This is a genomic window from Pantoea sp. MQR6 (assembly GCF_022761075.1).
GTDB lineage: Bacteria > Pseudomonadota > Gammaproteobacteria > Enterobacterales > Enterobacteriaceae > Pantoea > Pantoea phytostimulans.
The window spans coordinates 1,618,302-1,644,346 of sequence record NZ_JAKYXB010000001.1 but is presented as its reverse complement, the minus strand read 5'-3'; the positions used below and the strand labels follow the sequence as shown (position 1 = coordinate 1,644,346).

Genomic DNA, 26,045 nt, shown 5'->3' with positions numbered 1-26,045 from the left:
TTTACATGTCATTAATCAGTATTCACGGCGCCTATCTCTCTTTCAGCGATGCGCCGTTATTAGATAACACCGAACTGCACATTGAAGAAAATGAACGCGTCTGTTTAGTCGGGCGCAACGGTGCAGGCAAATCCACCTTGATGAAAATCATTAATGGTGAACAACCGCTGGATGATGGTCGCATCATTTATGAGACCGATCTGGTGGTTGCACGTCTGCAACAGGATCCACCGCGCAATATCACCGGTTCAGTTTACGATTTCGTGGCTGAAGGCGTGGAAGAGCAGGCTGAACACCTGAAAGCCTATCATGCTATTTCCCATGTGGTGATGGAAGATCCCAGCGATAAGAACCTCAATGAGATGGCTCGTCTGCAAGGCATTCTTGATCATCAAAACTTGTGGCAGCTCGAAAGCCGCATCAATGACGTGTTGCAGCAGATTGGACTGGAACCCGATACCGAGCTTTCTTCGCTGTCGGGTGGTTGGCTGCGTAAGGCCGCTTTAGGCCGCGCGCTGGTGAGTAATCCTCGTGTTTTAATGCTGGATGAGCCAACCAACCACCTCGATATTGAAACCATCGATTGGCTGGAAACGTTCCTGAAAACCTTTACCGGCAGCATTGTGTTTATCTCGCACGACCGTTCTTTCATTCGCAATATGGCAACCCGTATTGTCGATCTCGATCGCGGCAAACTGGTTTCCTGGCCGGGCAATTACGATCTTTATCTTGAAGGTAAAGAAGAAGCACTGCGCGTTGAAGAGATGCAGAACGCCGAATTTGACCGCAAGCTGGCGCAGGAAGAAGTGTGGATTCGTCAGGGTATCAAAGCGCGCCGTACGCGTAACGAAGGCCGCGTGCGTGCGTTAAAAGCGTTACGTCGTGAGCATTCAGAACGTCGTGAAGTAATGGGCAAAGCCAATATGCAGGTCGGTGAAGCCTCACGTTCCGGTAAGATTGTTTTCGAAATGGAAAACGTCGATTACTCAGTGGGCGGCAAAACGCTGGTGAAGGACTTCTCTTCACAAGTGCAGCGCGGCGATAAGATCGCTTTAATCGGACCCAACGGCTGCGGCAAAACGACGTTGCTGCGTTTGATGTTGCAGCAGTTGAAAGCAGACAGCGGACGCGTACATTCCGGTACCAAACTTGAAGTCGCTTACTTCGATCAGCATCGCGCTGAACTCGATCCCGATCGTACCGTGATGGATAACCTGGCGGAAGGTAAGCAGGAAGTGCTGGTCAACGGTAAGCCGCGCCATGTGCTGGGTTATTTACAGGACTTCTTATTCCACCCGAAACGCGCGATGACACCCGTGCGTGCGTTATCGGGCGGGGAGCGCAACCGTCTTTTACTGGCGCGTCTGTTCCTGCGTCCAAGTAACCTGATGATTCTCGATGAACCGACCAATGACCTCGACGTTGAAACGCTGGAACTGTTGGAAGAGCTGATTGATGGATATCAGGGCACCGTTTTGCTGGTGAGCCACGATCGTCAGTTCGTCGATAACACCGTAACGGAGTGCTGGATTTTTGAAGGCAACGGCGAAATTGGTACTTTTGTCGGGGGTTATCATGACGCACAGCAGCAGCGTGCGGCTTACAAACAGCAGAAATCGGTTACAGCGTCAAAAGCGCCAGGCACAGCGGCTAAACCTGCGGCAGAAAAAAATGATTCTGCCAAACGCAGCGCCAACAAACTAAGCTATAACCTGGCGCGCGAGCTGGAACAGTTACCGCAAAAGCTTGAGCAGCTGGAAGCGAAAATCGGCGAATTACAGGCAAAAATGAGCCATCCTGATTTCTTCAGTCAGCCACATGATAAAACCCAGCCGGTTTTAGATGAACTGGCTCAGACTGAACAAAATCTGGAAACCGCTTTTGCTCGCTGGGAAGAGCTTGAGTCACTGAAAAACGGCGGGTAGTTAAAAGGAATAAGGGATGTGTTCAGCAGATAAAACTGGCGCGTGGATGCTCTGTCCACAATGCGATTTGATGGTCAGACTGCCGGACATTCCTGTTGGCAGCCGTGCATCTTGTCCGCGCTGCCATACCACCTTGACGGCCAACTGGCACGAACCGCGTAAAAGACCCACCGGCTATGCGCTGGCGGCGTTGTTCATGCTGTTATTGGCCAATCTCTTCCCGTTTATCACCATGAAAGTGGCGGGGATCAGCAGCCAAATTTCCTTAATGGAAATACCTCAGGTGATGGTTTCTGAAGATTACAGCAGCCTCGCCACGCTGTTTTTATTGGTGGTACAAGGCATTCCTGCCTTTTGTATGCTCACGATTATTCTGTTGGTTAATCCTATTAAGATGCCTGCCGGTGTGAAACGGATTTTGGCACGCGTGCTTTTCCAGCTTCGCAGTTGGGGCATGGCCGAAATTTTTATGGCTGGCGTGCTGGTGAGTTTCGTTAAACTCATGGCGTATGGCGACATCGGATTGCAAACCAGCTTTTGGCCTTGGTGTCTGTTTTGCCTGCTACAACTGCGCGCTTTTCAGTGCGTTGATCGCCGCGAATTGTGGCAGAACATTGCGCCAATGCCTGCGTTAAGGCATCCACCTGAAGTGGGCGTTACTGGCTTGCGTCAGGGATACCGTTCTTGTCCTTGTTGTACGGCAATTCTGGCGGTTGATCAGCCTGCATGTTCACGTTGCGGCGTGGTCGCCGGTGCACGCCGCAAGCACAGTCTGCAATGGACGCTGGCGCTGCTGCTCACCTCAGTCATGCTCTATGTTCCTGCTAATCTGTTGCCTATCATGGTGACTGAAACCCTTGGCAATGCGTATCCCTCCAATATTATGGCGGGCGTTATTTTGCTGTGGAGTGATGGCTCCTATCCGGTCGCGCTGGTGATTTTCATCGCCAGTATTATGGTACCGACCTTGAAGATGTTGGCCATTGGCTGGCTTTGCTGGGACGCCAGCGGACGTGGACGCCGTGACAGCCACAGAATGCATCTGATTTATGAAGTGGTCGAGTTTGTTGGCCGTTGGTCGATGATCGACGTATTTGTGATTGCTGTGCTCTCTGCGCTGGTGCGCATGGGGCAATTAATGAAGGTCTATCCAGCGTGGGGAGCCGTGTTGTTTGCGCTGGTGGTCATTTTGACCATGATTGCTGCGATGACTTTTGACCCACGTTTGACTTGGGATCGTGTTCGCGAAAATAAATTAAAGGAGCCGCGCCTTGACGGAAACTAACCACGGGCATGCCAAAGTGGAACAGATTAAGCGCTGGTCGCCGGTCTGGATTGTCCCCATCGTGACACTGCTGATTGGCGGATGGATTTTGTTCTATCACTTCAGCCATCAAGGTCCTGAAGTGACGCTGATTACTGAAAATGCCGAAGGAATTGAAGCAGGAAAAACCACCATTAAAAGTCGCAGCGTTGATGTAGGTATCGTCGAAAGCGCGGTACTGACTGACGATTTACATCACGTTGAAATCAAGGCGCGCTTAAATTCCGGGATGGAAAAACTGTTACACAGCGATTCGGTTTTTTGGGTGGTCAAGCCGCAGGTAGGTCGCGAAGGAATATCCGGTTTGGGCACTTTACTTTCCGGGGCGTATATCGAATTACAACCGGGCAGTAAGAATGAGCAGGCAGAACAATATCAGCTGTTGGATGCACCTCCGCTCGCACCACCCGATGCCAAGGGCATTCGCATTACACTCGACAGTAAAAAAGCTGGGCAGCTGAATGCTGGCGATCCGGTACTGTTTCGCGGCTATCGCGTAGGTACGGTGGAAACCAGCACCTTTGACACCGACAAGCGTATGATGACTTATCAACTGTTTATCGCCGCGCCTTATGATCGTCTTGTCACCACCAATGTGCGTTTCTGGAAAGACAGCGGAATAGCCGTGGATATGTCAGCGTCAGGTATGCGTGTCGAGATGGGCTCCTTAACCACGCTGTTCAGCGGCGGTGTCAGTTTTGACGTGCCGGATGGCTGGGAGCTCGGAAAAGCGGCAGAGAACAAATCAGATTATCATCTGTTTGACGATCAGCGCAGTATTCAGGATTCGCTCTATACCAATCACATTGATTACCTGATGTTCTTCACCGATTCGATTCGTGGTTTGCAGGCAGGTGCGCCGGTAGAGTTCCGTGGAATTCGTCTGGGTACAGTTTCTGAAGCACCGTTTATGAAAGCGGGAGTGGATCAGGCGCTGAACAATGATTATCGCGTTCCTGTGTTAATACGTATTGAACCAGACCGCTTTATTAGCCGTTTAGGTGAAAACTTCGATCTTGAGCAACATTTGCAAGATGGTAAAAAACGCGGCCTGCGTGCCACGCTGAAAACAGGCAATTTGCTCTCTGGCTCGCTGTATGTTGATCTCGACTTCTACGATAACGCGCCTGCCTATAAAGGACCGGAAAAGATCTCGGGTTATGAAATCATTCCTACCGTAAGCGGCGGTTTAAGTCAGATTCAACAAAAACTGATGGCGGCTCTGGATAAAATTAATGGCTTGCCGCTGGACGGTATGATTACCCAAGCGACCGGCACATTGAAAGAAAGCCAGCGCACTATGCGTGATCTGCAGCGTACTATTGATAACGTCAACAATCTTACTGGCAGTCCGGCGATGAAAACCTTGCCGGAAGATATGCAGCAAACCCTGCGAGAGTTGAATCGCAGCATGAAAGGTTTGCAGCCGGGATCCCCTGCATACAGCAAATTGGTCGGCGATATGCAACGCCTGGATCAGGTATTGCGAGAACTGCAACCTGTGCTGAAGACACTGAATACCAAGAGTAATGCATTGGTGTTTGAGGCCAAACCGGGACAAGATCCCCAGCCAAAGAGGGCAAAATAGTGAAAAAAGGGTTAATACTTTTTGCCGCGCTCGCGCTGAGTGCATGCAGTAGCACCATTGATACGACCTATTATCAGCTGCCTTCCGGGGCAGCTTCAATGCAGGTCAATAGCGCCAGTCAGATGCAAGGCCAACCCACACTGTGGGTGCAGCAGGTGACGGTGCCAGATTATCTGGCGGGTAACGGCTTGGTTTATCAAACCAGCGATGTTAAGTACGTTATCGCAGCCAATAATCTTTGGGCGAGTCCGCTGGATCAGCAACTGCAGCAAACGTTGATTACTAATCTCAGCAAAGCCTTACCGGGAAGGCTGGTTTCAGGTTCGCCATTGGGTGCCCAACATGACACGTTGAACGTGACAGTGACAGGTTTCCAGGGACGCTACGATGGCCAAGCAGTCATCAGCGGTGAATGGACACTAGAACATCAAGGAAGGTTAACGAAACGCGCGTTTAATCTGACCTTACCGCAGAAAGAAGATGGCTATGATGCGTTGGTCAGAACGCTGGCTTTAGGCTGGCAACAAACGGCACAACAAATCGCCAATAGTGCGGTTGAAATAAATTAGGAATAGTACGAGCATCATCTAAGCCCTTGATTAATCATGATGTTACCGTTGTGATGGTCAGGGGTTTTTTCTTAGACGAATCAGCGAGATAGCACAGCAATCTCTGTCACAAAACCCAAACTCTTTTTCAGATACAGGTCACAATTATGAAATTGGCGTGAATATTGCGCATTGATCTTTCTCTTCAGAGCGGGTAGAACATTAGAGTGGTTGAACATTAATTCACCACCTTTTTCTTTCCACCAGATTCCACCGACCTGATATGAGGGACACGGAGTATGAAGAGACAGAAACGAGACCGCCTCGAGCGCGCCCATTCACGAGGTTACCAAGCAGGTATTACAGGACGCTCAAAAGAGATGTGTCCGTATCAATTGATTGACGCTAAGTCTCACTGGTTGGGAGGTTGGCGACAAGCCATGGAGGACAGATCGGCGGCGGTTGCCTAACCGAATGTCACTGAAAAGGGAAAAACCTCCGCTGAACGCGGAGGTTTTCGTTTCTGTCATTTAGAATGCGGTAGTGTCTTTAAACAGACCTACTTTTAAATCGCTGGCGGAATAAATCAGATTGCCGTCAACAAACACTTCGCCATCTGCCACGCCCATTACCAGTTTACGGTTAATGACGCGTTTGAAATGAATGCGGTAAGTCACTTTTTTCGCTTCTGGCAGCACCTGACCGGTGAATTTCACTTCGCCCACGCCCAATGCACGGCCTTTGCCTTCGCCACCTAACCAGCCCAGATAGAAGCCAACTAACTGCCACATAGCATCTAAGCCCAGGCAGCCTGGCATTACTGGATCGCCGATAAAATGGCAGCCGAAGAACCACAAATCTGGATTGATATCTAATTCGGCTTCAACAAAACCTTTATCAAATTTTCCGCCGTCTTCGGTCATTTTGACGACGCGGTCCATCATCAGCATGTTGCCTGACGGAAGCGGTGGGCCGTTCTCGCCAAACAATTCACCGCGACCAGATAAAATCAGGTCTTCTTTGGTATAGGATTCGCGTTTATCTACCATGTTCTCAATAAGCCTTGTTTTAGTGAATCACGAATACTAGCGAACAGTTGTACGCTGAGCAAATCGGATTAGCGGTGGTTAAACCAGTTGAGCCAACGTAGCGGCCACGGACGATGTGAAATGTCCTGTTGTTGGTTCAGCTGGCTGATGCGTTCCTGAATAGTGCCCAGCAAACAATCGCCTTCGACATTTTCTATATTCCACTCTTTACCGGTTAACAAAGGCAGGGCTTCGTCGGCACGATCAATCGCCCAAATGTGGAACCGACCTTGTTCAACGGCATTCACCACTTCCTGATTCAGGCAAAGATGGCGAACATTACAGGCTGGAATAATTACACCTTGCTGGCCAGTAAGTTCACGCTGATGGCAAATATCAAAGAAGCCTTCAATCTTTTCATTTAATCCACCAACTGGCTGGACATTACCGAACTGATCAACAGAACCGGTAACGGCGATCTGCTGATTTACTGGCTGATTCGCCAACGCACTGATTAATGCACAAAGTTCAGCTAATGAGGCGCTGTCACCATCGACTTCTGAATAAGATTGTTCGAACACCAGCGATGCTGAGAAGGGCAGTTGTTGTTCAAGCTCGAGTTCGGCAATCAAATATGCCTGCATGATCATCATACCTTTGGCATGGATATTCCCGCCAAGCTCGGCTTTACGCTCAACGTCGGTAAACTCACCGTCGCCAGGATGAACCACACAGGTAATACGTGAAGGATCACCCCATGCACGTGGATGGCCAGGATATTCCACTACTGACAATCCATTTATCTGACCAACCACTTCGCCTTCGGTTTCAATCAAAATCTGCTTCAGCAGAATTTCATCACGCATTCGCTCGTTCAGATAATTTTCACGCCATAAACGCGCATCAAGTGCATCGCGTAAGGTTTCCGCGGAAATGCTTTCACCCATTAAGGATGATTCACGTATCTGTCGCAGCAACCAGCGAGGACAAAGTGGCAACGTTTCCTGATCGCCACTGTACCGGACACCTTCTTTGATTAGCTCTGGCCAAAAATCGGCTTCAGGTATCGGCAGGTTGGCTTGCTTGGCTAAATCCACTGTCCAGCGGCACCACGAGAACATGTCATCCTCATCCAGCACTTGAATGTTTTCTTCAAATTCAGTGTAGATGGACATTTCGTGGGTTTCAGGATCGAGCTCCTGAAATTCAGCTAAGGCTTCGCGATCGCCACAAAGCACCAGATTAAGCTGAAGTGGAAGAGGTGGAATCGACACCGGTAGCGGGCGTCGTTCATCCTGAGAAATCCAGTCAACGAAACCTTGCTCAACGCATTTTTTCAGGCGCATCCACAGCAGCGGCTGCGCCAGAAAGGAGCGTAACGACAAAATTAGCGTACCGCCGTTGGCACGGTGAATTAAACCTGGCTCAAGCTGAATGCGATCTTTATGTGAACGAACGCAGCCAAACAATTGCTCCATCTCAATCCATTCCGCAAAATGCACTTCACCTTGACTGGTAAAAGGGCGATCTTTATTGGAAGGCGGTTGCAACGTGACGTTATCTGCAATGATATGGTAATCACCGCCAAATAATGTGGCTGCATTAGCCGAGAAGCGTTGTGCAGTTTGCGCAATAAGCGAAAGATAATCTCGATTTTCCTGACTGCGAATTAACAACAGAGGAAAACCTTGTGTTTGATGATGTAAATGCGCCAGCGCATTGAGCAGCCGAGGCTGAACCGATGCGAGTGAATCGGTCTCTTCATCAGCAATTCGGGAGAATACGGATTGGTATTGCGAACTATCCGGCTGTAAGTTTTGCCACGTAAGTTGAGTGCTGGTCAAAATAATCGCATTTATCTGATTGAAGAAAAGCGCGATTATACAGGAATCACCCTTGTTAATCACGGCAGAGTTCCAATTGAAGATGTGACGGCGGCAACATGTTTTTCGTTGCTACATCCGGGAAAAAAGCTGTTATTCTTAGATTGTTACGTGATCACGATGAGATTCCGATGAAATACCAGCAACTCGAAAATCTTGAATGTGGATGGAAATGGAAATACCTGGTGAAAAAGCATCGGGAAGGTGAACTGATCACGCGTCACCTTGAGTTAAGTGCGGCGAAAGCTGCGGTAGACGTGCTGTTGGCGATGGAAAACCATCCGGTAGATGTGGGTGAATGGATTGCCCAGCATATTCATCCTGATTTGGATAACCGCCTTAAGCAGACCATCCGCGCGCGCCGAAAGCGTCATTTCAACGCCGAGCATCAACATACCCGCAAAAAATCTATCGATTTGGAATACCTGGTTTGGCAAAGACTGGCAGGGCTAGCGCAACGGCGGAACAGCACTTTGTCTGAAACCATTGTGCAATTGATTGAAGATGCGGAACGTAAAGAGAAGTATGCAACCCAGATGTCGAGCCTTAAACAAGATCTGCAGGCTATCTTGGGAAAATCGAGTACAGAAAATGAATAACGACCTTCTGAATTATTGCTTTATTTTTCCAGCATGATCACCAGATACAAAAAACCCCGCCTGAGCGGGGTTTTTCTTACGTATTAACTTAAGCCTGAGGCTGAGTTACTACGTCTTTGATACCTTTAACGTCGATTTCTACACGACGATCTGGTGCCAGGCAGTCGATCAGGGCGTTACGGCCTTTCACGCTATCACAAGTGTTGCCAGTAACTGGGTTAGATTCACCCATGCCACGTGCAGAGATCTTGTTAGACGGGATACCTTTAGATACCAGGTAATCTACAACTGACTGAGCACGTTTCTCAGACAGTTTCTGGTTGTACTGCTCTGAACCGATGCGATCGGTAAAGCCCAGGACAACAACGGAACCATCTTTAGGATCCATTGAGCTCAGCTGGCTGTACAGCTGATCCAGAGCTTGCTGACCTTCTGGCTTCAGAGAAGCTTTGTTGAAGGTAAACAGAACGTCAGATTTCAGAGTGAAACGCTTGGTTTCAACAACTGGAGCTGGTGCTGGAGCAGGAGCTGGTGCTGGAGCAGCAACATCCTGACCGAAGCGGTAAGAAACGCCTACGCTCAGCATTGTGTTATCAGGACGTGCACCAACGGTACCTGCGTCACCGATGTTGTTAACCCACTGGTAGTCCAGGCGAGTAGCCCAGTTTTGAGTCAGTGCGTACTCAACACCCACTGCTGCCAGCGGAGAAACGCCAGTGTCGTGGTCGCTGATGCGGCCAGTCGTTGGGTTAGTCTGAGTAGAGTCTGCGCGCCATACCATACCACCCAGACGAGTATATACGTCCAGATCGTCAGCAATTGGGTAGCTCAGTTTAGCAGCCAGCTGAACGCCTTGTGCTTTAAATGCGCCGTTAGTCACGTCGCCTTTGTTAGGCATGCGACCCAGCCAGTCATAGCCCAGCTCGAAGCCCAGGTATGGGTTTGCCTGGTAACCAAGGAATGCACCCGCACCCAGTTGGCTTTCATGAGTTGGACCGTCATTGTTCTCGTAACCGTTACCGTAGTAACCAGTATCGTGATACTGAGACCAGCCCAGTTTAGCACCGGTATACCAGGTGTCATCTTTCGGAGCGGCCTGCGCTACGGTAGCGAAGCCAGCCAGTGCCACTGCAATTGCGATAGCTGTCTTTTTCATTTTGCGCCTCGTTATCATCCAAATAGGCAATGAGCAAAAAGGTTGCTCTTGGTTTAAATCCTTCGCCGGGTCAAAACGCTCGCTTATGACTCTACCGAAAAAACGGAGGTTATTGAGCACCCTGGCGAGATAAAGTCTACAACGAGATTGGAAACTTACAAGTATGATGTGAGGCGCTACTGTAAAAAAACAGCCGTTTATACACAAATTCTAACAATTGGCCTTGTATTATCGCCACCGCAAAATGGGTAAAAAAGGTGCTAAGCCATTGTCAATACAGGAGGTAACAGAATCAGTGGCTTAGCGATGAACGATAAGAAAAATAGCCTGAGATAAATCCCATTTTTACTTAATGAAACAAATCCGACTGAATTTTTAGCGCGTTTTGTGGTCGGAGAGGCGCTTCGGCAGGATTGCTTGAACGCAAAATGAGCCCTAAAGCTTCACCTTCAGCCGCCGCACGTTCAAGTTCACGACGCTCTTCTTCATCCAGTTCGTAGGGAATCCAGGCCAGTACCACGCTGTAATTACCCGTTCTTAACGCTTTAATCATTGTTTCTACAGCATTGAGCCGATCTGAATCAGCGATATGCATGCTTTTATCCAGTGGCAAACCTGACTGCTGCAACCATGCTCGATTGAGTTTATGCGCTGGCGTGAGCCACAGCTGCCAGCGAGATTGCTGACTTAACTGCTGCAACAGCGGTAACAGCAACATTTGCATCATACCCGGTTGCTCGCTGTAGCGTAACTCGGTTATCCAGCCGCTGTTTTGCTGTGGCATGGATGAAGACGCATAACGGTGAGCATCGCGTGCATTATTCGTATGTTGTGTCCGCATAAATTAATCACTCAACAATTGACTGTATGAATATACAGTAATGTCATCCCGCATAAAGATCAACCCAAATTTCTGACAGCAGCTCGCAAAAACGACACAAGGTTGGGCAAGAATGCATTTATTCATTGAACCTGTTATCACTTTTTCTTATCTTCTAAGTGGCTGAATACAAAGCTATTTGAGAAATTTCCTGTACATGGAGGTGGGACTATGAAGAAAGTACATCAGGTTATTGAACGTTCAAAAGAATGCTTGTCACCATTAGGAAAAATAGAATCACGCACACAATTTGGGGGGTACACGTTAGCCGTAGAAAAGGTCGTTTTCGCATTGGTGAATGAGGACGAACTCTATCTGCGCGCCAGTGAAGCGTTACGTGAGTATGTTATTGAACGCCCTTTAGAGCCATTGATCTTTCGCAAACGCGGTTTACCCGTCAGCCTAAACTATTTCAAAGTTGACGAGGCCCTGTGGCAAAACGCTGAGCACCTTCTTGCGCTCTCGGCGTCTGCGCTTCAGGCTGCCCAAGGTGAGTTATTGACAAGACATGTCTCACTGAGATTAAAAGATTTGCCTAATCTCAGCCTTCGAATTGAGATGCTTTTGCGAGAAGCTGGAATCTGCACAGTGAAGCATTTGCGTGAAATGGGGGCTAAACAATGTTGGCTCAAGTTAAAGGCAATTAACAAGCATGTTGGCTTGAATACTTTGCTGGCGTTGCAGGGTGCTATCTCAGGTCATCACCATGCAGCCTTACCGCCAGCGGTAAGGGCTGAGTTGAGTGAATGGTATAAGGATACTGTTAAGCGCTAGTCTGTTACGGAAGGTTCAGGGCGTTAATGCCTGACCAGCGTGCGACGCAGGCGTGCAATATCGGGTAACAGCGAAACCAGCAATCCCAACTGTTGTAACACCAGCGGCGCACGCGTTTCCGGATCGGTAGCCAGTTCAGTAATACGTTGAGCGAGCGAAACGCGCATCGCTTCAGCTTGACTATCGGTAACGGTATCTATTTGTAAAACGTCCTCAACATAACAAACGGTATCATCCAGCAATTGGAGGAGTTCAGGTTCTGAGATTTTGTCGCGATGCGCACCAAGAGCAGAAATGTAGCTAAGAAATGAGTGATTCAGGCAGAGCAACTGAAAGGCAGACTCCCGCGTTTTTTGGTCCGGCCGCGTCTCGCTGCTCATATTTGACACCACCGAAGCCAGTTCTGCATCAGCGTTATGAGCATCACGGCGAGCAATACGGTAAGCCAGCCGATTATCTTTGCCTTGATGATATTGCTCCATGATTGCATCAAGATAGCGGCAATTCGCATTTAAGGTGCGTTCAGCGACAGCAGGTAATTGACGGAAACGCCAGTCAGGCCAGATAAATGCCACCGCAAACCATGCCAGAGCGCAGCCCAGCAAGGTATCAACGACACGCGGCAGGGCAATTTCAAATCCTTCGCCCAGTAGGTTAAAGCAGAGTAATACTAATAAAGTGATAAAGAGCGTCGCTTGCGCATATTGCACCTGGCGAAAAGCGAAAAACAGCACACCGCTCAGCACAATCAAAATCAACTGGCCTTCGACGGAAGGCACTAACCACAGTACCGGCAAACCAATAGCGATTCCCGCCAGCGTACCGCCGATACGTAATGCCAGTCGCCGCTGTGTGGCATTGTAATTGGGCTGACAGACAAACAGGCTAGTGAGCAAGATCCAATAGCCGCGCTCAACCCCGGTGATCTGTATAAAACTATAACCAATACACAGAACCACTGACATACGCACCGCATGGCGAAACAGGGCGGAAGAGGGCGATAAATGACGACTGAATCGCAGTCGAATATCACTCCATCCACTTAATCCTTCACGGGACAGCAGATTATCACTGTGTTGTGGATCGTCTCCGCCCAGCGCTTGCTCCGATTCAATGGATGCCAGCTGAGCGTCAATCGCCTGCAAGTTTCGTAATAACCAATAAAGTGCGCGGATATGTGTGGCTTCCGGCTCGCGCTGTTCCAGCCTTTCTATAGCTTTTTGCAAACGATCAAAAGCCCGCTCAAAGCGACCATCATGTTCCCAGCGCTCACGCATCAAAATAGATTGCGCCAGCTGCCGACAAGCCTGAGCCTGCATATTCAACAGACGCTGGAAGCGGAACAAAATTTCGTTGTAACGCCAGTCACCGCGTAATAAATGGTATTGCAGATGTGATGAGCTGGCGCGTTCATGAATGTCCTGCGCCACGAAGTAATAATGCAAGCTGCGACGCGTTCCCCGAGAGCCGCGGTCACCGCGTAAACGACTCTGCAATGTTGTTTTGGTCAGGTTGAGTTGCGCCACCAGCTGGCTGTTCACCATCGCATTATTGATTAACGAAGCGTCATCATGCTCATTCGCATCGGGATCGAACAAATTGGCTTTGGCTTCAAGATAACGCGCCAATTGCGAATAGCTGCCCGCCAGTTGTTCTTGAACGGGCCGTACCGGAAACATCATGTGGCCCAGTAACGTCAGCAGGTTGTACCACAGCGCGCCCAGCAATAGCAGCATGGGTTGCATATACCATTGCTCAAACAGGCCGATGCCAAGCATGGTGTAAACAGCGATGAGAAGGGCGCCAAAGGCGATAGTGGCATAACGTTGCCCCAATGCACCCAGCAGGATGAATCCCCAGCTAGAGAGCGCCAGACCAATAATGAAAGCAATGGGGTGCGGGAAAAGCAGTTCAACGGAAACGGAAGCGATGCAAAAGCACAGCAGCGTAATCAGTAAATTTTTCAGGCGACCCGTCAGGCGATCATCTAAATCTGCCAGCGCGGCAGCCACTACGCCCAAAGTAAGCGGAATGGTCCATTCGATTTGATTCAACCACCAAGGCACCGCTGCACAGCCAGCCAGGGCAAAAAAGATGCGCAACAAATAGCGCCAGGTGCTGTTGAACAAATATTGCCGCCAGCCAGGCAGCGATTTCGACATCATATTAATGGCGACGACGGGCATTGGCTTCGCGTGCGGCACGCGCCTCCTCAACCGAAACGACGCGACGTCCCACCGGCCATAGTGCGATAGCGGCAATCTTGAAGTTAGCAATGCCGACCGGAATACCAATAATTGTCAGGCATTGAACGATGCCCGCAGAGATGTGCGCCAGACATAACCACCAGCCAAAAAACAGCAACCATAAAATATTCAGTAAGGTACCGCCGCTGTTCAAGATATGGCTCTTATCATCAGGACGCAGTACATCCACATGCACCGCTTCATTACCGAAAGGCAGCAATGACAGCTTAGTGATCTCCCAACAGGAACGCGTTAGTGGCAGCGTAAAAATCAAGACGATGGTGACCAGCGTGGCAAAAAGCCAGCTCAGCGTGGTGAAAAAACCGCCCAAGACGAAGTTGAGAATATTTAAAACGGTGCGCATGACAATCTTTTCCTTTTGCATTTCGCAAGATGTGCCGCCAAGTTTAGCCTGTTTTAAGGCTGGAGCGCCAAGTGTCTGACAGGTAAACTCCGCATAATCCTTTTCTTAGTCGTTGGTGTGGACGTGGAACTGAAAGCAACATCCATGGGCAAGCGACTTGCTCAACATCCTTATAATCGGGTTCGTTTACTCGCAGCTGGCGTAGAAGTGAGCGGGGATAAGCATGAGTATTTAATTCCTTTTAACCAATTGCTGAATATTACCTGCAAGCGCGGATTGGTGTGGGGCGAACTTGAGTTCTTATTAGCTGAAGATAAAGTGGTGCGACTGCACGGCACCGAATGGCAGGAAACGCAGCGTTTTCATCATTACCTTCTGCAATCGTGGCAAAGTTGGAGTCACGAAATGAGTGATGTATGTCGTGAGGTGCTTCATACCTTGCGTGAAGAGATCAACGGGTTTGGCGATCAGGATCGTTGGATAAAAAGAAGCGAGCTCCAGTCATTAAAAGAGAAAATAGTGAAGCAATTCGACGCCTTGCCATTGCCTTTGTCGCGCCTCACTGAATTCGATCATACCCGCGAGGATTGGGCCTTCTGCCAGCACTGGCTGGATCAGGGCGAAGTCGCATTAAAAGTGCGCAATGGTGACTGGACAGCGAAAATGCTGGCGCACTATAAAGATTTCTTCTCCACCGTCGAAACGACACCGCTCAATCCTTCGCAATGTGAAGCCGTGGTTAACGGTGAGGATGCGCTGCTGGTACTGGCTGGAGCAGGTAGCGGCAAAACCTCGGTGCTGGTTGCGCGTGCAGGCTGGCTGATGCAGCGTAAACTCTCGGCACCGGATCAAATCTTACTGTTAGCGTTTGGTCGCCAGGCAGCAGACGAAATGAACGATCGCATTCAGTCCCGGTTAGGCGCTGGTGAGATTCAGGCACGAACGTTCCACTCATTAGCCCTGCACATTATTCGCGAGGGCAGCAATAAACAGCCTCTTATCAGTAAATTAGAAAGCGATGCTGATGCGCGTCGTGAATTGCTGATTACCGAATGGCGTCAGCAGTGTAATGAGAAAAAAGCACAAGCTAACGGCTGGCGACAATGGCTGCGTGATGAGTTGGAATGGGAAGTGCCGGAAGGTGCATTTTGGCAGGATGATGCTCTAGCGAAACGTCTGTCATCGCGCCTTGAACGCTGGCTGGGATTAATGCGTATGCATGGTGGTGCGCAGGCAGCGATGATAGCTGACGTGAGCGAAGAGAGGCGTGACCTGTTCAGTAAACGCGTGAAGCTGATGGCTCCGCTGCTTAAGGCCTGGAAAACAGCGCTGAAAGAAGAGGGTGCAGTGGACTTTTCTGGCTTAATTCATCAAGCAGTAGCCATTCTTGAAAAAGGGCGTTTCATCAGCCCCTGGAAGCATATTCTGGTGGATGAGTTCCAGGACATTTCACCGCAGCGTGCGGCCTTGTTAACTGCGCTACGTCAGCAAAATAAACGGACGACGCTGTTTGCAGTGGGTGATGACTGGCAAGCCATTTATCGTTTTAGCGGGGCTGAAATGAGTCTGACTACCGCCTTTCATCACTATTTCGGTGAAGGCGATCGCTGTATGTTGGACACCACTTATCGCTTTAACGATCGCATTGGTGATATTGCCAACCGTTTCATTCAGCAAAATCCTCATCAGTTGCGTAAGCCGCTTAACAGCCTAATCAAAGGCAATAAGAAATCGATAGCGCTTTTATCGCAAGATCAGCTTGAACCGCTGTTGAATAAATTGAGTGGCTACGCCAAACCCGACGAGCGAATATTGCTCTTGGCGCGTTACCACTATTTATTACCGGAGGTCTTGCAGAAGGCCAAAACGAAATGGCCAAAACTTAAACTCGAGTTTATGACGATACATGCCAGTAAAGGGCAGCAGGCAGATTACGTCATTTTATTGGGATTACAGCAGGGCAAAGAAGGCTTCCCGGCTGAGGCGCGCGAATCCATCATGGAGCAAGGCTTGTTACCGCAAGAAGAAGCTTTTCCGGATGCCGAAGAGCGCCGGTTAGCTTATGTTGCGCTGACGCGCGCGCGCCAGCAGGTGTTTCTTATGTTCGATAAGCAGCAACCATCCGTTTTCGTCGATCAATTCCGCGAACTTGGCGTGCCGGTTTTACGCAAGGCCTGAGTTACTTTAGGCGCTCTGCCAAATAGCGTTGATAGTCAGGGATTTGAATCTCGACGGACTGGGCAAACAGCGGTGACTGGATAATGAAGTCTGCTGTTGTCCGGTTTGTCGCAACAGGAATGTTCCAAACTGTGGCAAGGCGCAGCAATGCTTTTACATCGGGATCGTGCGGCACCGCATTAAGCGGATCCCAAAAGAAAATCAGCGCATCAATTCTCCCTTCAGCAATCATTGCGCCCACCTGCTGATCACCCCCCATCGGTCCGCTTAGCATAGCGTTAACATCAAGACCGGTATGACGATTGATTAAGTTGCCGGTGGTGCCGGTTGCGTAAAGTTCATGCGTGCCGAGTGCGGGCTGGTTTTGCTTAACCCATTCAAGCAGCGAGGCTTTGCAGTGATCGTGAGCAACCAATGCGATATGTTTTTTTACGCCAAGAGTACGAGCCGTTTGTTCCATAGAGGCTTCCCGATAATGTCACGTGCGCCAGATTTGTTGCACGAGTTTACCTCTTGGCTTTCCTCTCTATCAACTTGAACGTAATCAACTTGTACGTAACATTTTGACGAGGTTGAGAAATTGTTGGCGAGTCGCTTCATCAAAACGCTGAAACCAACGTTTGAGTGAGGGTAATTCAGGCTGATCGGCCCACGCGAGATCGGCAGTAAGTTGGGCTGAAGGCGGAGCGGCAGTTGTTTTAGCGAATTGCGGAACGGAGGCGATATGGTCGTCGCGGTTGTAATTCAACATCGCTTTTTCCATATCAACACCCGCGGCGACAGGCAAGCGATCACGCATACTGACGATCTCTTTGCCATGCTCATCAACGAGCTGAAAGTTTAATGTGCGATCAAAATGGTGGCGAGCGCGCTTATTATCCAGCGGCGGCAAACGAATTGTGATGGTTTTCACTTCGGCGTTAAACGTGACGATCATGGGTATGGATTGGTAGCGTAACGAAGCATCTTTGTGGTCATCACGCAGTTGTTCTACACGAAACAGAAACTGGTGTTGGCCTCGGTCTAATTCTAAGCTGTCGGCCCCTTTTAGCAGTGAACCCGAAATTTTGCGGCCATCAAGCACGAGGAGATCGATCTGTGGATCGAGCTTCAATGTAATGGCAGAACAGGACGCCGTTACGAGGAAAAGCATCAACCCCGTGACAGCCAGCGACAGCTTCATTTCAACTCCAGGAAATAGGGCGCAAGGGATGTGTGTAGCAAATTCTTACATTATGGCAGTAAATTTACATTTAAACATATTTATTCGTGCGTCAGCCCTAATAATTACCGCTCTACATGGCCCACTGTTCGTTCTGCCAATCTACAATCAAGCTTGTCGCTAAAGGAGATGAAAATGAATGATCAAACGATTCGTGATGTGCTGACGCGTACGCAACGTATTGCGCTGGTAGGAGCCAGCGATCGTCCTGAGCGCCCGAGTTATGGCGTGATGAAATATCTGCTTGATCAGGGTTATGACGTGATTCCCGTGAGCCCAAAACTGGCAGGACAAACGTTATTAGGTCAAACCGCTTACGCGAGTCTCGCAGATATTCCGGGCAAAGTGGATATGGTGGATGTGTTTCGTCATTCTGAAGCGGCATGGGGCGTGGCGCAGGAGGCAATTGCTATAGGCGCGAAAACCCTATGGTTACAGCTCGGCGTGATTAATGAGCAAGCTGCAGTATTGGCGCAAGATGCTGGGATGACGGTGATTATGGATCGCTGCCCAAAAATGGAAATCCCACGGTTGGGGATTTCAGCTAAACACGCATAACAAAAGTGGCGGCGATTAACACAGCCGCCACCTGTTAATGGCGTAGATGCGGAGCCTGTAACTGTTTGCGAACCGATGCAGCAAGTTCATCCAGTGAAGGCTGTTCCGGGTGTTCAAAGGTGGTTTCACCCGATAATTGAATCTCGGCGACGTAGGTGTGAACCTGATCGCCTTCTTCATCTTCCATTACCACGTGATACCAAGGTGCGGCACGCATTTTTTCCGCAGCGCCAACCTCATCCAACTTAGGTTCATCCAATGAATATTCTGGATCGACATCCACAATCACACCCAAAATACCTGAAAGGCGATGTCGTACCTGCTGTCCAATTCCAAATTTACTGGCAATCATTATGACCTCCGAAAAAACTGTTCTCTGATCAATATGGCGTCAAGAACAGTTTTTTCAAGTCACATTACGCGGCAAGCAAACCCTTTCAGGTAAAGACCTTCTGGATAGCTGGCGATAACAGGGTGATCGGCTGCCTGACGGAATTGCTCAATAAACTGCACTTCGCGACCCGCATCAATGGCGGCGTCCGCAATGATTTTCTGGAACAAATCGGTAGCCATTAGCCCCGAGCAGGAGTAAGTCATTAATACGCCACCGGGATTAAGCAGCTGAATAGCTAGCATATTAATGTCTTTATAACCGCGACAAGCGCCCATTAGCTGGTTTTTATTTTCTACGAACTTCGGGGGATCCATCACGATAAGATCAAATTTCTCACCGCTGTCACGATAGCGTCGGAGCAGTTTGAAAACATCATCACGTTGGAACTGGGCGCGCGAAACATCAAGGTTGTTGAGCTCAACGTTTTGACGAGCAATATCCAGCGCATCCTGAGAGGTATCCACGCTGATTACTTCTCGGCAGCCGCCCATCAGAGCAGAAACCGCGAAACCGCCGGTATAAGAGAAGCAATTAAGCACGCGAGCATCTTTAGAATAGCGGCGTGTTGCCAGGCGGCTGTCACGTTGATCAAGGTAATAACCGGTTTTGTGGCCACCCTGAATATCAACCAACAATTTCATGCCATGTTCTGTTATAGGCAGAAGCGGCGGTGGCAACTCACCGGTGACGGTGCCTTGTGTCAGCTCCATACCCTCTTTTTTACGTACCGCTACATCAGAACGATCGTAAATAGCACACTCAGGGAAACAGTGCTGCAATGCAGAAATAATGGCAGGGCGCTGATATTCCGCGCCTGCTGACAACAGTTGAAGCACGAGAAAATTGCCGAAACGATCAATGGTAACGCCAGGCAAATTATCTGACTCACCCGCAATCAAACGGTAGCTATCCAACCCATCACGTTCCGCCAGCCACTTTCGCCATTGCTGTGCTTGCTCAAAGCGGCGCACGAAAAAAGCGATGTCGATGGATTCATCCTGCTGCCAACTCCAGACGCGGGCACGAATCTGCGACTGCGGTGAATAAGCGGCGCGGGCCAGCCATTTGCCGTTACTGTCACAGACATCAATGGTTTCACCCAGTTGTGCTTTGCCTTCCATGCGAGCGACCGCACCAGAAAAAACCCAAGGATGACGACGGAGCAGGGACTTTTCACGTCCCTTCGCAAGAATCAATCGAACTGTCATAGTTTGCTATGCTTACCTGAAAAAATGAGGCGCTATTGTCCGGTGGATAGCGGGAAAATGCAACGAACAGCAGCAGGAGAGAATAATGTCAGCAGCCTGTTTTAAAGCATGGGTACAAGGTCAGGTCCAGGGTGTGGGTTTCCGTTACAGCACGCAAGCGCAGGCTAAGAAGCTCGGTGTGTTCGGTTACGCACGTAATCTTGATGATGGCAGCGTAGAGGTTTTGGCCTACGGAGAAGCGCAGCAGGTTGAAGCCTTAATTGATTGGTTAAAAGCTGGCGGGCCGCGCAGTGCGCATGTTGATAACGTTTTAATCGAACCTCACCAGCCTGCGCAGGCACCAGAGAATTTCACCACAGGTTAATTAAAGACATTTCGCGGGCTTGGGCAAACCGGCAATTTTTGTTGCTTGTTTGGCGGGACCGTCAGGAAACAGGCGGAACAGGTAGCGGCTGTTGCCTTTTTCTTCGCCATATTTCTGGCCCATGGCTTTTACCAACATCCGCACCGCTGGCGATGTGTTGTATTCAAGATAAAACGCCCGTACAAAGTGCACCACCTCCCAATGAGCCTCGGTCATGGTAATCTCTTCCTGCTCAGCAATCTTTACCGCCAGCGCTTCGCTCCAGTCGTTGCCATCTTTTAAATAGCCTTCGGCGTCGACTGCAATTTCAATACCGTTAAAATTCACCTGAATTCCTCATAAAAAACGACGGCGCATTTTAACAAAATACGCCGTCATAAAAAGCAAAACCCCGCAGAAGCGAGGTTTTGTGAAATCCGTTGTGACCGATTAGTTGCTGCGCGAGAAGCCCAGAATGCTCAGTAAGCTCACAAAGATATTGTACAGCGACACGTACAAACTCACGGTTGCGCGAATGTAATTGGTTTCGCCACCGTGAATAATGTTGCTGGTTTCCCACAAAATCGCACCCGCTGAGAAGAGGATAAACAGGGCGCTGATTGCCAGGTGAAGTGCAGGCAGCTGCAGGAAGATGTTTGCCACGACCGCAACCAGCAGCACAATAAAGCCTGCCATCATCATGCCGCCCAAGAAGGACATGTCGCGACGTGTCGTTAATACGTAAGCCGAGCAGCAGAAGAACACTAAAGCGGTTCCGCCCAGCGCCAGCGCAATCACATCACCCATTCCGGCCGTCAGAAACGAGCTCAGGATCGGGCCGAGGCAGTAGCCCAGGAAGCCGGTAAAGGCGAATGCAGCCAAAATGCCCATTGGGCTGTTTGCTAAACGGTAAGTAAGGAACATAAGTCCATAAAAACCGACCAGCATTAAGATCAAACCTGGCGCGGGCAAGCCCAGCACGGTGCTGGCTGTGGCAGTCACCGCTGAGAAAGCCAGTGTCAGGCCCAAAAGAAAATAGGTATTACGCAAAACTGTGTGCGTACTCAGCAGCGACTGCTGCGACGATGATGTTGCGACTCTGTCCATTCTGTTCATGTTGCGCTCCTGTTAGCAGAACACCAAATATGCGCTGAGAATACGCAGTGCAATAAAAGGGGAAAAGGCGTTTTACCCTTCTTTACGCGTCAAACCGCTAATTCTTTGAGCAGAGTGGTGATTTTGACAACAAATAATTCTATTTTGACTGTTTTTCAGCCGAACGAATTGAAGCAGGCTTTACATCTCTCAGGGGGATGTTTATAGTGCGCCTCATTGCGGAGGGGTGGCCGAGCGGCTTAAGGCAGCGGTCTTGAAAACCGCCGATGGGAAACCATCCGAGAGTTCGAATCTCTCCTCCTCCGCCACTTCATCAATGTAAAATGATGAAATAGCAGAAACGTAACGCATAACGTTTTTGCCGCACGCAGTACAAAGCATTACACGGAGGGATGGCCGAGCGGCTTAAGGCAGCGGTCTTGAAAACCGCCGATGGGAAACCATCCGAGAGTTCGAATCTCTCTTCCTCCGCCACATTCTACAGGCCAGCATTCGTGCTGGCCTGTTTCGTTTTTGTCCTTTCCCTTCAGTGATTCCGAAAAACATCCCGTTGCTTTTCAATCTGCTGTCACGTCTGCAACTCACTGCAGCAACTCTGCTATAGTCCATTAACTGTTTTTACAATCCACTGGCGCTTTTCCGAGGCGAGCTGAGTTACACTGTGCAGCAATTCGCTCTTAAGCGAGCTAATCGGTTGATAGCCTGAGTGTTTCTCTACTGAATATATGGAATAGGCACAATGATCAAGAAACTGAGTCTTTGCGCATTGTCGGTGCTGGCTGCATTACCGATCGGAACGATGGCGCAAGCCGCTGACGGTGATATGCAGCTACAGCAGGTGCTGATGTTGAGTCGACATAACTTACGCGCACCACTGGCCGACAATGGCAGCGTGTTAGAGCAATCGACCAAGAAAAACTGGCCGCAATGGGATGTACCGGGCGGACAGTTGACGACCAAAGGTGGCGTGCTGGAAGTTTACATGGGCAATTACACCCGCCAATGGTTAGCCCAACAAGGTCTGGTAAAGAACGGCAGTTGCCCAGATAGCGATAATGTTTTTGTTTACGCTAACAGCCTGCAACGCACTGTCGCGACCGCTCAATTCTTCATTAATGGTGCTTTCCCGGGTTGTGATGTTGCTGTCACGCATCAGGACGCTATGGGCACCATGGATCCCATCTTTAATCCAGTCGTCACTGATGACAGTGATGAATTCAATAAAAAAGCGCTGGCCGCTATGGCTGCGACTAATGAAAAACTCTCTTTAAAGCCTGCTTTCCAACGTTTGGAAAAGATCGTTGATTACAAATCAGCGCCTGCCTGTAATAACAAAAAGCAGTGTGACCTGAGCAACGCCGAGAACACCTTCTCCGCAGACAACGGCAAAGAGCCCAACGTTAGCGGCCCGCTGAAAGTGGGTAATTCGTTGATGGATGCTTTTACACTGCAATATTACGAAGGTTTCCCGCTGGATCAGGTTGCCTGGGGTCAGATCAAAACGCCTGAACAATGGAAAGAGCTTTCAACCATAAAAAATGGTTATCAAGATGCTTTGTTCACCAGCCCAGATGTCGCGCGTGAAGTCGCTGCGCCGCTGGTGGATTACATTCGTAGCCAGTTAGTTGATCAAGATAAAGCCAACGCGCCTAAGATTACGTTGATGGTGGGACATGATTCCAACATCGCTTCACTGCTAAGCGCGCTGCAGGTTAAACCTTACGAGCTGCCAGATACCTACGAGAAAACGCCCATTGGCGGTCAGGTCGTCTTTGAGCGCTGGCATGATGCTAAAAATGACAAAGATCTGCTGAAAGTCGAATATGTTTATCAAACAGCCGATCAACTGCGTAATGCTGATGTTTTAAGCCTGAAAAATCCGCCTAAGCGCGTAACGCTTCAACTGGCAGGTTGCCAAACCGACGCGAATGGCTATTGCGCATGGGATCAATTTTCCCAGGCTTTGAACGGTGCGCTGCAAGGCACGCCAATGCAACCCGCCGCCGCGCCACAGCCGGCTGCGCAACCTGCTGCCGCTCAGCCTGCCGCGCCTGCATCCGACGATGCGAAAGTGAAAGCAGACAAAGCCGCAGCCGATAAAGCGGCTGCTGAGAAAGCCGCAGCTGAAAAAGCCGCCGCGCAAAAAGCCACGGATGCAAAAGCCGCAGAAGAGAAGGCCAAAGCAGATAAAGCGGCAGCCGACAAAGCAAAAGCCGCTGCAGATAAAGCTGCCGCAGACAAAGCGCCGGCTCAAGTGGAAAACAGCGAAAAAGCGAAAGAACCTGTCGCCGCGAGCTAATTCCACATTAGCTGCAATAAATAAAAACCCCGTCAAGACGGGGTTTTTTTATGGTGGTGAATCAGAAAGGTTTAGCCGGAAATGACCACCAACTTCTGATTGGCAAACTCTTTAATGCCCAGATCAGAAAGTTCGCGTCCGTAGCCTGAACGCTTTACGCCGCCAAATGGCAGTTCAGCTGAAGTGTCACTCTGCGAATTAATAAACACCATACCGGTTTCGATTGCTGAAGCCAGCTTACGGCCACGATCGATATCTTGAGTCCAAACTGAGCCGCCCAAGCCATAATGAGAATCGTTGGCCAGCGCAACCGCCGCGCGATCGTCACCCACAACATAAACCTGTGCCACTGGGCCAAAGAACTCTTGATAATAAGCAGGATTGTCCGGTTTGATATCGGTCAGGATTGTGGGCTGATAATAGCAGCCGACACCCGCTACCGCTTTGCCGCCTGTCAGCACTTTTGCCCCGTTGGCTACCGCTTCATCAACCTGTTTAACGAGTCGATCACGCGCATCACTGGATGAAAGAGGGCCGAGCGTGGTTTTTTCATCCAGCGGATCGCCGAGCGTCGCGGAAGATAACGCAGCACTGAATTTTGAAATAAAGCTCTCCGCAATTTTCTCATGCAGGATAAAGCGTTTCGCGGCCGTACAGACTTGACCGCAGTTACTGAGTCGCGCCTGCACGCCCTGGCGTACTGCTTCATCGATATTCGCATCATCCATGACCACGAACACATCGTTGCCACCCAATTCCAGCGTGGATTTTTTCAAATGTTTACCGGCTTGCTCTGCGACCGCGCTGCCCGCACGTTCGGAGCCGGTTAGCGCAACGCCTTGCACGCGGTTATCAGCAATCAGGTCAGCCACTTGGTCGGTTGAAATAAACAGATTGGTCCAGGCACCTTCTGGTGCGCCAGCTTCTTTTACCAGCTTCTCAAATACGTCGGCACAGTGCGGCACGATATTGGCGTGTTTGGCCAGCACCGGATTACCCAACGCCAGATTCGGTGCCAGCACACGCATCAGCTGATAATAAGGGAAGTTCCACGGTTCGACGGCTACCAGCACGCCAATTGGATGATATTCTACCCAAGCTTCACCCAGCTCGCTGGGATAAGATTGTGGTTTCAGAATACGTTCAGCGTTCTCGGCATAATAACGGGCGATTTGAGAGCAAATCTTTACTTCACCTCGACTCTGGCCGATCAGTTTACCCATCTCTTTACTGGCGATAGTGGCCAGCTCTTCTGCACGACTGTCAATCAGGTCGGCCAGTTTTTTTAATACCTGCACGCGCGGCTGAATATCCCCTTTGCTCCAGCTGGAATGGAACAGGCGATCGGCCACGTCCAGCGCCTGGCTTACTGCCGTCGCGTCGTGGGAAGGCCAGCTTTTCAGCAACTGGTTGTTAGCGGGATTGATACTTTGATAGGAAGACATACAGCGCTCCTTGGTCAATAACTTAAAAATGTGAGGCGGGAAAATCCCGCCTCAGAATTAAACGTTTTTACGTTCTACGGTTTTGTCATCCCAGGTCAGGACGTCTTTATCGGTTTTATCGAAGGCGCGGAACAGGACTTCATCGCTGCCTTGCTGACGCCAAATCTCTTCGGCGAGTTTCTCGTCATAATTTGCCACTTCAAAGATGGCTTCAGCAATTTCAGGTGAGGTGTGACGCAGACTGGCCCATTCGCCAACGTGATGTGTTTTCGCTTGATCGGTCGCCATAAAGGTCTCCTTAAATGAAATCCAGAGTAAAATTAGTCCTTGAGTTTAACTGCCAGCCCGGCAACGTGTTCACCCTGAAAGCGGGCAATATTCAGTTCATCTTCCGTGGGCTGACGCGAACCATCACCACCCGCCAGCGTCGTTGCACCATAAGGCGTGCCGCCGCGGACTTGCGAGATATCGAACAGCTCTTTAGTGCCATAACCAATTGGGACAATCACCATGCCGTGATGGGCTAACGTGGTCCAGACCGAGGTAATAGTTTGTTCTTGCCCGCCACCGGTTCCCGTTGAGGAGAAGACGCTGGCGATTTTGCCAAACAGGGCACCAGAAGCCCAAAGTCCGCCAGTGCGATCCCAGAAGGTACGCATTTGACCAGACATATTGCCAAAGCGGGTGGGTGTTCCAACAATTATGGCATCGTACTGTGGGAGGATGTCGGGCGTGGCTTCTGCAGCAGCTTGTTGCGTTTTACCGCCAACCTGTGCAAAACGTTCTGCATCCATGGTTTCTGGCACACGCAGGATATCGACTTCTGCGCCTGGGACTTTGCGGGCACCTTCGGCAATCGCATTCGCCATCGTTTCTATATGTCCGTACATTGAGTAATAGAGCACCAGGATCTTAGCCATCAACATCTCTCTCAGGTTATTTAGCGTAAAAAGAAGTATAGAAGAGC

26 protein-coding genes and 2 tRNA genes are annotated in these 26,045 nt (G+C 49.8%); 13 read left to right on the top strand and 15 right to left on the bottom strand.

Annotated features, from left to right (window positions below; translation table 11 throughout):
- Positions 1 to 5: 5 nt before the first annotated feature.
- The 5 genes from MUG06_RS07725 (at position 6) to rmf (ending at position 5,855) form a co-directional block, all read left to right on the top strand.
- Positions 6 to 1,925 (top strand): ABC transporter ATP-binding protein, encoded by a 1,920-nt coding sequence (locus MUG06_RS07725; protein ID WP_243078224.1) that lies wholly within the window; start codon positions 6 to 8, stop codon positions 1,923 to 1,925.
- A gap of 16 nt (positions 1,926 to 1,941) precedes the next feature.
- A complete protein-coding gene (gene pqiA, locus MUG06_RS07720; protein ID WP_243078223.1) occupies positions 1,942 to 3,210 on the top strand; it encodes a membrane integrity-associated transporter subunit PqiA in 1,269 nt (422 codons plus the stop codon).
- Entirely contained in the window at positions 3,197 to 4,837 is a 1,641-nt protein-coding gene (pqiB, locus tag MUG06_RS07715; protein WP_243078222.1) for an intermembrane transport protein PqiB, read from the top strand. Before pqiA ends, pqiB begins: the two co-directional genes overlap by 14 nt.
- On the top strand, positions 4,837 to 5,406 hold the full coding sequence (gene pqiC, locus MUG06_RS07710) for a membrane integrity-associated transporter subunit PqiC (protein ID WP_243078221.1): 570 nt from the start codon (positions 4,837 to 4,839) through the stop codon (positions 5,404 to 5,406). Before pqiB ends, pqiC begins: the two co-directional genes overlap by 1 nt.
- 278 nt (positions 5,407 to 5,684) lie before the next feature.
- The gene (gene rmf / locus MUG06_RS07705) at positions 5,685 to 5,855 is read left to right on the top strand and encodes a ribosome modulation factor (protein ID WP_215847164.1); all 171 of its coding nucleotides are present in this window, start codon (positions 5,685 to 5,687) and stop codon (positions 5,853 to 5,855) included.
- Between the two features lie 60 nt (positions 5,856 to 5,915).
- Here rmf and fabA read toward each other — a convergent pair whose 3' ends face one another.
- Together fabA and MUG06_RS07695 are read right to left on the bottom strand one after the other, a co-directional pair.
- Positions 5,916 to 6,434 carry a bifunctional 3-hydroxydecanoyl-ACP dehydratase/trans-2-decenoyl-ACP isomerase gene (gene fabA / locus MUG06_RS07700; protein ID WP_243078220.1) on the bottom strand — a complete coding sequence of 173 codons (519 nt, stop codon included), beginning with the start codon at positions 6,432 to 6,434 and terminating at the stop codon, positions 5,916 to 5,918.
- Between the two features lie 68 nt (positions 6,435 to 6,502).
- Entirely contained in the window at positions 6,503 to 8,320 is a 1,818-nt protein-coding gene (locus MUG06_RS07695) for a Lon protease family protein (RefSeq protein ID WP_215847162.1), read from the bottom strand.
- 107 nt (positions 8,321 to 8,427) lie between these two features.
- Between MUG06_RS07695 and matP the strand changes: the two genes are divergently transcribed.
- Complete coding sequence (matP, locus tag MUG06_RS07690) at positions 8,428 to 8,895, top strand: macrodomain Ter protein MatP (RefSeq protein WP_215847161.1); 468 nt, start codon at positions 8,428 to 8,430, stop codon at positions 8,893 to 8,895.
- Between the two features lie 88 nt (positions 8,896 to 8,983).
- On the opposite strand, the gene ompA is transcribed toward matP, so the two are convergent.
- Together ompA and sulA are read right to left on the bottom strand one after the other, a co-directional pair.
- The gene (ompA, locus tag MUG06_RS07685) at positions 8,984 to 10,051 is read right to left on the bottom strand and encodes a porin OmpA (RefSeq protein ID WP_243078219.1); all 1,068 of its coding nucleotides are present in this window, start codon (positions 10,049 to 10,051) and stop codon (positions 8,984 to 8,986) included.
- 349 nt (positions 10,052 to 10,400) lie between these two features.
- Positions 10,401 to 10,892 carry an SOS-induced cell division inhibitor SulA gene (gene sulA, locus MUG06_RS07680; RefSeq protein ID WP_243078218.1) on the bottom strand — a complete coding sequence of 164 codons (492 nt, stop codon included), beginning with the start codon at positions 10,890 to 10,892 and terminating at the stop codon, positions 10,401 to 10,403.
- 210 nt (positions 10,893 to 11,102) lie between these two features.
- Here sulA and MUG06_RS07675 point away from each other — a divergent pair, with 210 nt between their 5' ends.
- Complete coding sequence (locus MUG06_RS07675) at positions 11,103 to 11,705, top strand: TfoX/Sxy family DNA transformation protein (RefSeq protein WP_243078217.1); 603 nt, start codon at positions 11,103 to 11,105, stop codon at positions 11,703 to 11,705.
- 23 nt (positions 11,706 to 11,728) lie between these two features.
- Here the strand turns inward: MUG06_RS07675 and yccS are convergent, their stop codons facing one another.
- Together yccS and MUG06_RS07665 are read right to left on the bottom strand one after the other, a co-directional pair.
- Entirely contained in the window at positions 11,729 to 13,891 is a 2,163-nt protein-coding gene (gene yccS, locus MUG06_RS07670) for a YccS family putative transporter (RefSeq protein ID WP_215848305.1), read from the bottom strand.
- Positions 13,872 to 14,315, bottom strand: coding sequence for a YccF domain-containing protein (locus MUG06_RS07665; RefSeq protein ID WP_243078216.1), 444 nt, complete (start codon positions 14,313 to 14,315; stop codon positions 13,872 to 13,874). The genes yccS and MUG06_RS07665 overlap by 20 nt, the downstream gene beginning before the upstream one ends.
- Positions 14,316 to 14,438: 123 nt before the next feature.
- On the opposite strand from MUG06_RS07665, the gene helD reads away from it, so the two are divergent.
- Positions 14,439 to 16,493, top strand: a complete 2,055-nt coding sequence (gene helD, locus MUG06_RS07660; RefSeq protein ID WP_243078215.1) for a DNA helicase IV — start codon at positions 14,439 to 14,441, stop codon at positions 16,491 to 16,493.
- Between the two features lies 1 nt (position 16,494).
- Here the strand turns inward: helD and MUG06_RS07655 are convergent, their stop codons facing one another.
- Both MUG06_RS07655 and MUG06_RS07650 read right to left on the bottom strand, forming a co-directional pair.
- Positions 16,495 to 16,953, bottom strand: a complete 459-nt coding sequence (locus tag MUG06_RS07655; RefSeq protein WP_243078214.1) for a methylglyoxal synthase — start codon at positions 16,951 to 16,953, stop codon at positions 16,495 to 16,497.
- Positions 16,954 to 17,037: 84 nt separating this feature from the next.
- Positions 17,038 to 17,676, bottom strand: coding sequence for a DUF2057 family protein (locus MUG06_RS07650; RefSeq protein ID WP_215847155.1), 639 nt, complete (start codon positions 17,674 to 17,676; stop codon positions 17,038 to 17,040).
- A gap of 174 nt (positions 17,677 to 17,850) precedes the next feature.
- Between MUG06_RS07650 and MUG06_RS07645 the strand changes: the two genes are divergently transcribed.
- Positions 17,851 to 18,273, top strand: a complete 423-nt coding sequence (locus MUG06_RS07645; protein WP_215847154.1) for a CoA-binding protein — start codon at positions 17,851 to 17,853, stop codon at positions 18,271 to 18,273.
- A 34-nt stretch (positions 18,274 to 18,307) separates the two neighbouring features.
- Here MUG06_RS07645 and hspQ read toward each other — a convergent pair whose 3' ends face one another.
- Positions 18,308 to 18,625 carry a heat shock protein HspQ gene (gene hspQ / locus MUG06_RS07640; RefSeq protein ID WP_215847153.1) on the bottom strand — a complete coding sequence of 106 codons (318 nt, stop codon included), beginning with the start codon at positions 18,623 to 18,625 and terminating at the stop codon, positions 18,308 to 18,310.
- A gap of 59 nt (positions 18,626 to 18,684) precedes the next feature.
- Positions 18,685 to 19,875: a 23S rRNA (cytosine(1962)-C(5))-methyltransferase RlmI gene (gene rlmI, locus MUG06_RS07635; RefSeq protein WP_243078213.1), complete on the bottom strand. Its 1,191-nt coding sequence runs from the start codon at positions 19,873 to 19,875 to the stop codon at positions 18,685 to 18,687.
- 85 nt (positions 19,876 to 19,960) lie between these two features.
- Here rlmI and yccX point away from each other — a divergent pair, with 85 nt between their 5' ends.
- The gene (yccX, locus tag MUG06_RS07630; RefSeq protein ID WP_215847152.1) at positions 19,961 to 20,239 is read left to right on the top strand and encodes an acylphosphatase; all 279 of its coding nucleotides are present in this window, start codon (positions 19,961 to 19,963) and stop codon (positions 20,237 to 20,239) included.
- Here yccX and MUG06_RS07625 read toward each other — a convergent pair whose 3' ends face one another.
- Positions 20,240 to 20,566 carry a TusE/DsrC/DsvC family sulfur relay protein gene (locus MUG06_RS07625; protein WP_243078212.1) on the bottom strand — a complete coding sequence of 109 codons (327 nt, stop codon included), beginning with the start codon at positions 20,564 to 20,566 and terminating at the stop codon, positions 20,240 to 20,242.
- 102 nt (positions 20,567 to 20,668) lie between these two features.
- Positions 20,669 to 21,325: an FtsH protease modulator YccA gene (gene yccA, locus MUG06_RS07620; RefSeq protein ID WP_243078514.1), complete on the bottom strand. Its 657-nt coding sequence runs from the start codon at positions 21,323 to 21,325 to the stop codon at positions 20,669 to 20,671.
- Positions 21,326 to 21,554: 229 nt separating this feature from the next.
- On the opposite strand from yccA, the gene MUG06_RS07615 reads away from it, so the two are divergent.
- The 3 genes from MUG06_RS07615 to agp all read left to right on the top strand — a co-directional run bounded on the left by MUG06_RS07615 (position 21,555) and on the right by agp (position 23,633).
- A tRNA-Ser gene (locus MUG06_RS07615) sits at positions 21,555 to 21,642 on the top strand.
- 78 nt (positions 21,643 to 21,720) lie between these two features.
- Positions 21,721 to 21,808 (top strand) — tRNA-Ser (locus MUG06_RS07610).
- A 265-nt stretch (positions 21,809 to 22,073) separates the two neighbouring features.
- On the top strand, positions 22,074 to 23,633 hold the full coding sequence (gene agp, locus MUG06_RS07605) for a bifunctional glucose-1-phosphatase/inositol phosphatase (protein ID WP_243078211.1): 1,560 nt from the start codon (positions 22,074 to 22,076) through the stop codon (positions 23,631 to 23,633).
- A gap of 71 nt (positions 23,634 to 23,704) precedes the next feature.
- Here agp and MUG06_RS07600 read toward each other — a convergent pair whose 3' ends face one another.
- The 3 genes from MUG06_RS07600 to wrbA are packed head-to-tail and all read right to left on the bottom strand — an operon-like array spanning position 23,705 to position 25,998.
- Entirely contained in the window at positions 23,705 to 25,078 is a 1,374-nt protein-coding gene (locus MUG06_RS07600) for an NAD-dependent succinate-semialdehyde dehydrogenase (RefSeq protein WP_243078210.1), read from the bottom strand.
- Positions 25,079 to 25,135: 57 nt separating this feature from the next.
- Entirely contained in the window at positions 25,136 to 25,366 is a 231-nt protein-coding gene (locus MUG06_RS07595; protein WP_215847149.1) for a YccJ family protein, read from the bottom strand.
- 32 nt (positions 25,367 to 25,398) lie between these two features.
- Positions 25,399 to 25,998, bottom strand: a complete 600-nt coding sequence (wrbA, locus tag MUG06_RS07590; protein WP_215847148.1) for an NAD(P)H:quinone oxidoreductase — start codon at positions 25,996 to 25,998, stop codon at positions 25,399 to 25,401.
- Between the last annotated feature and the right edge of the window lie 47 nt (positions 25,999 to 26,045).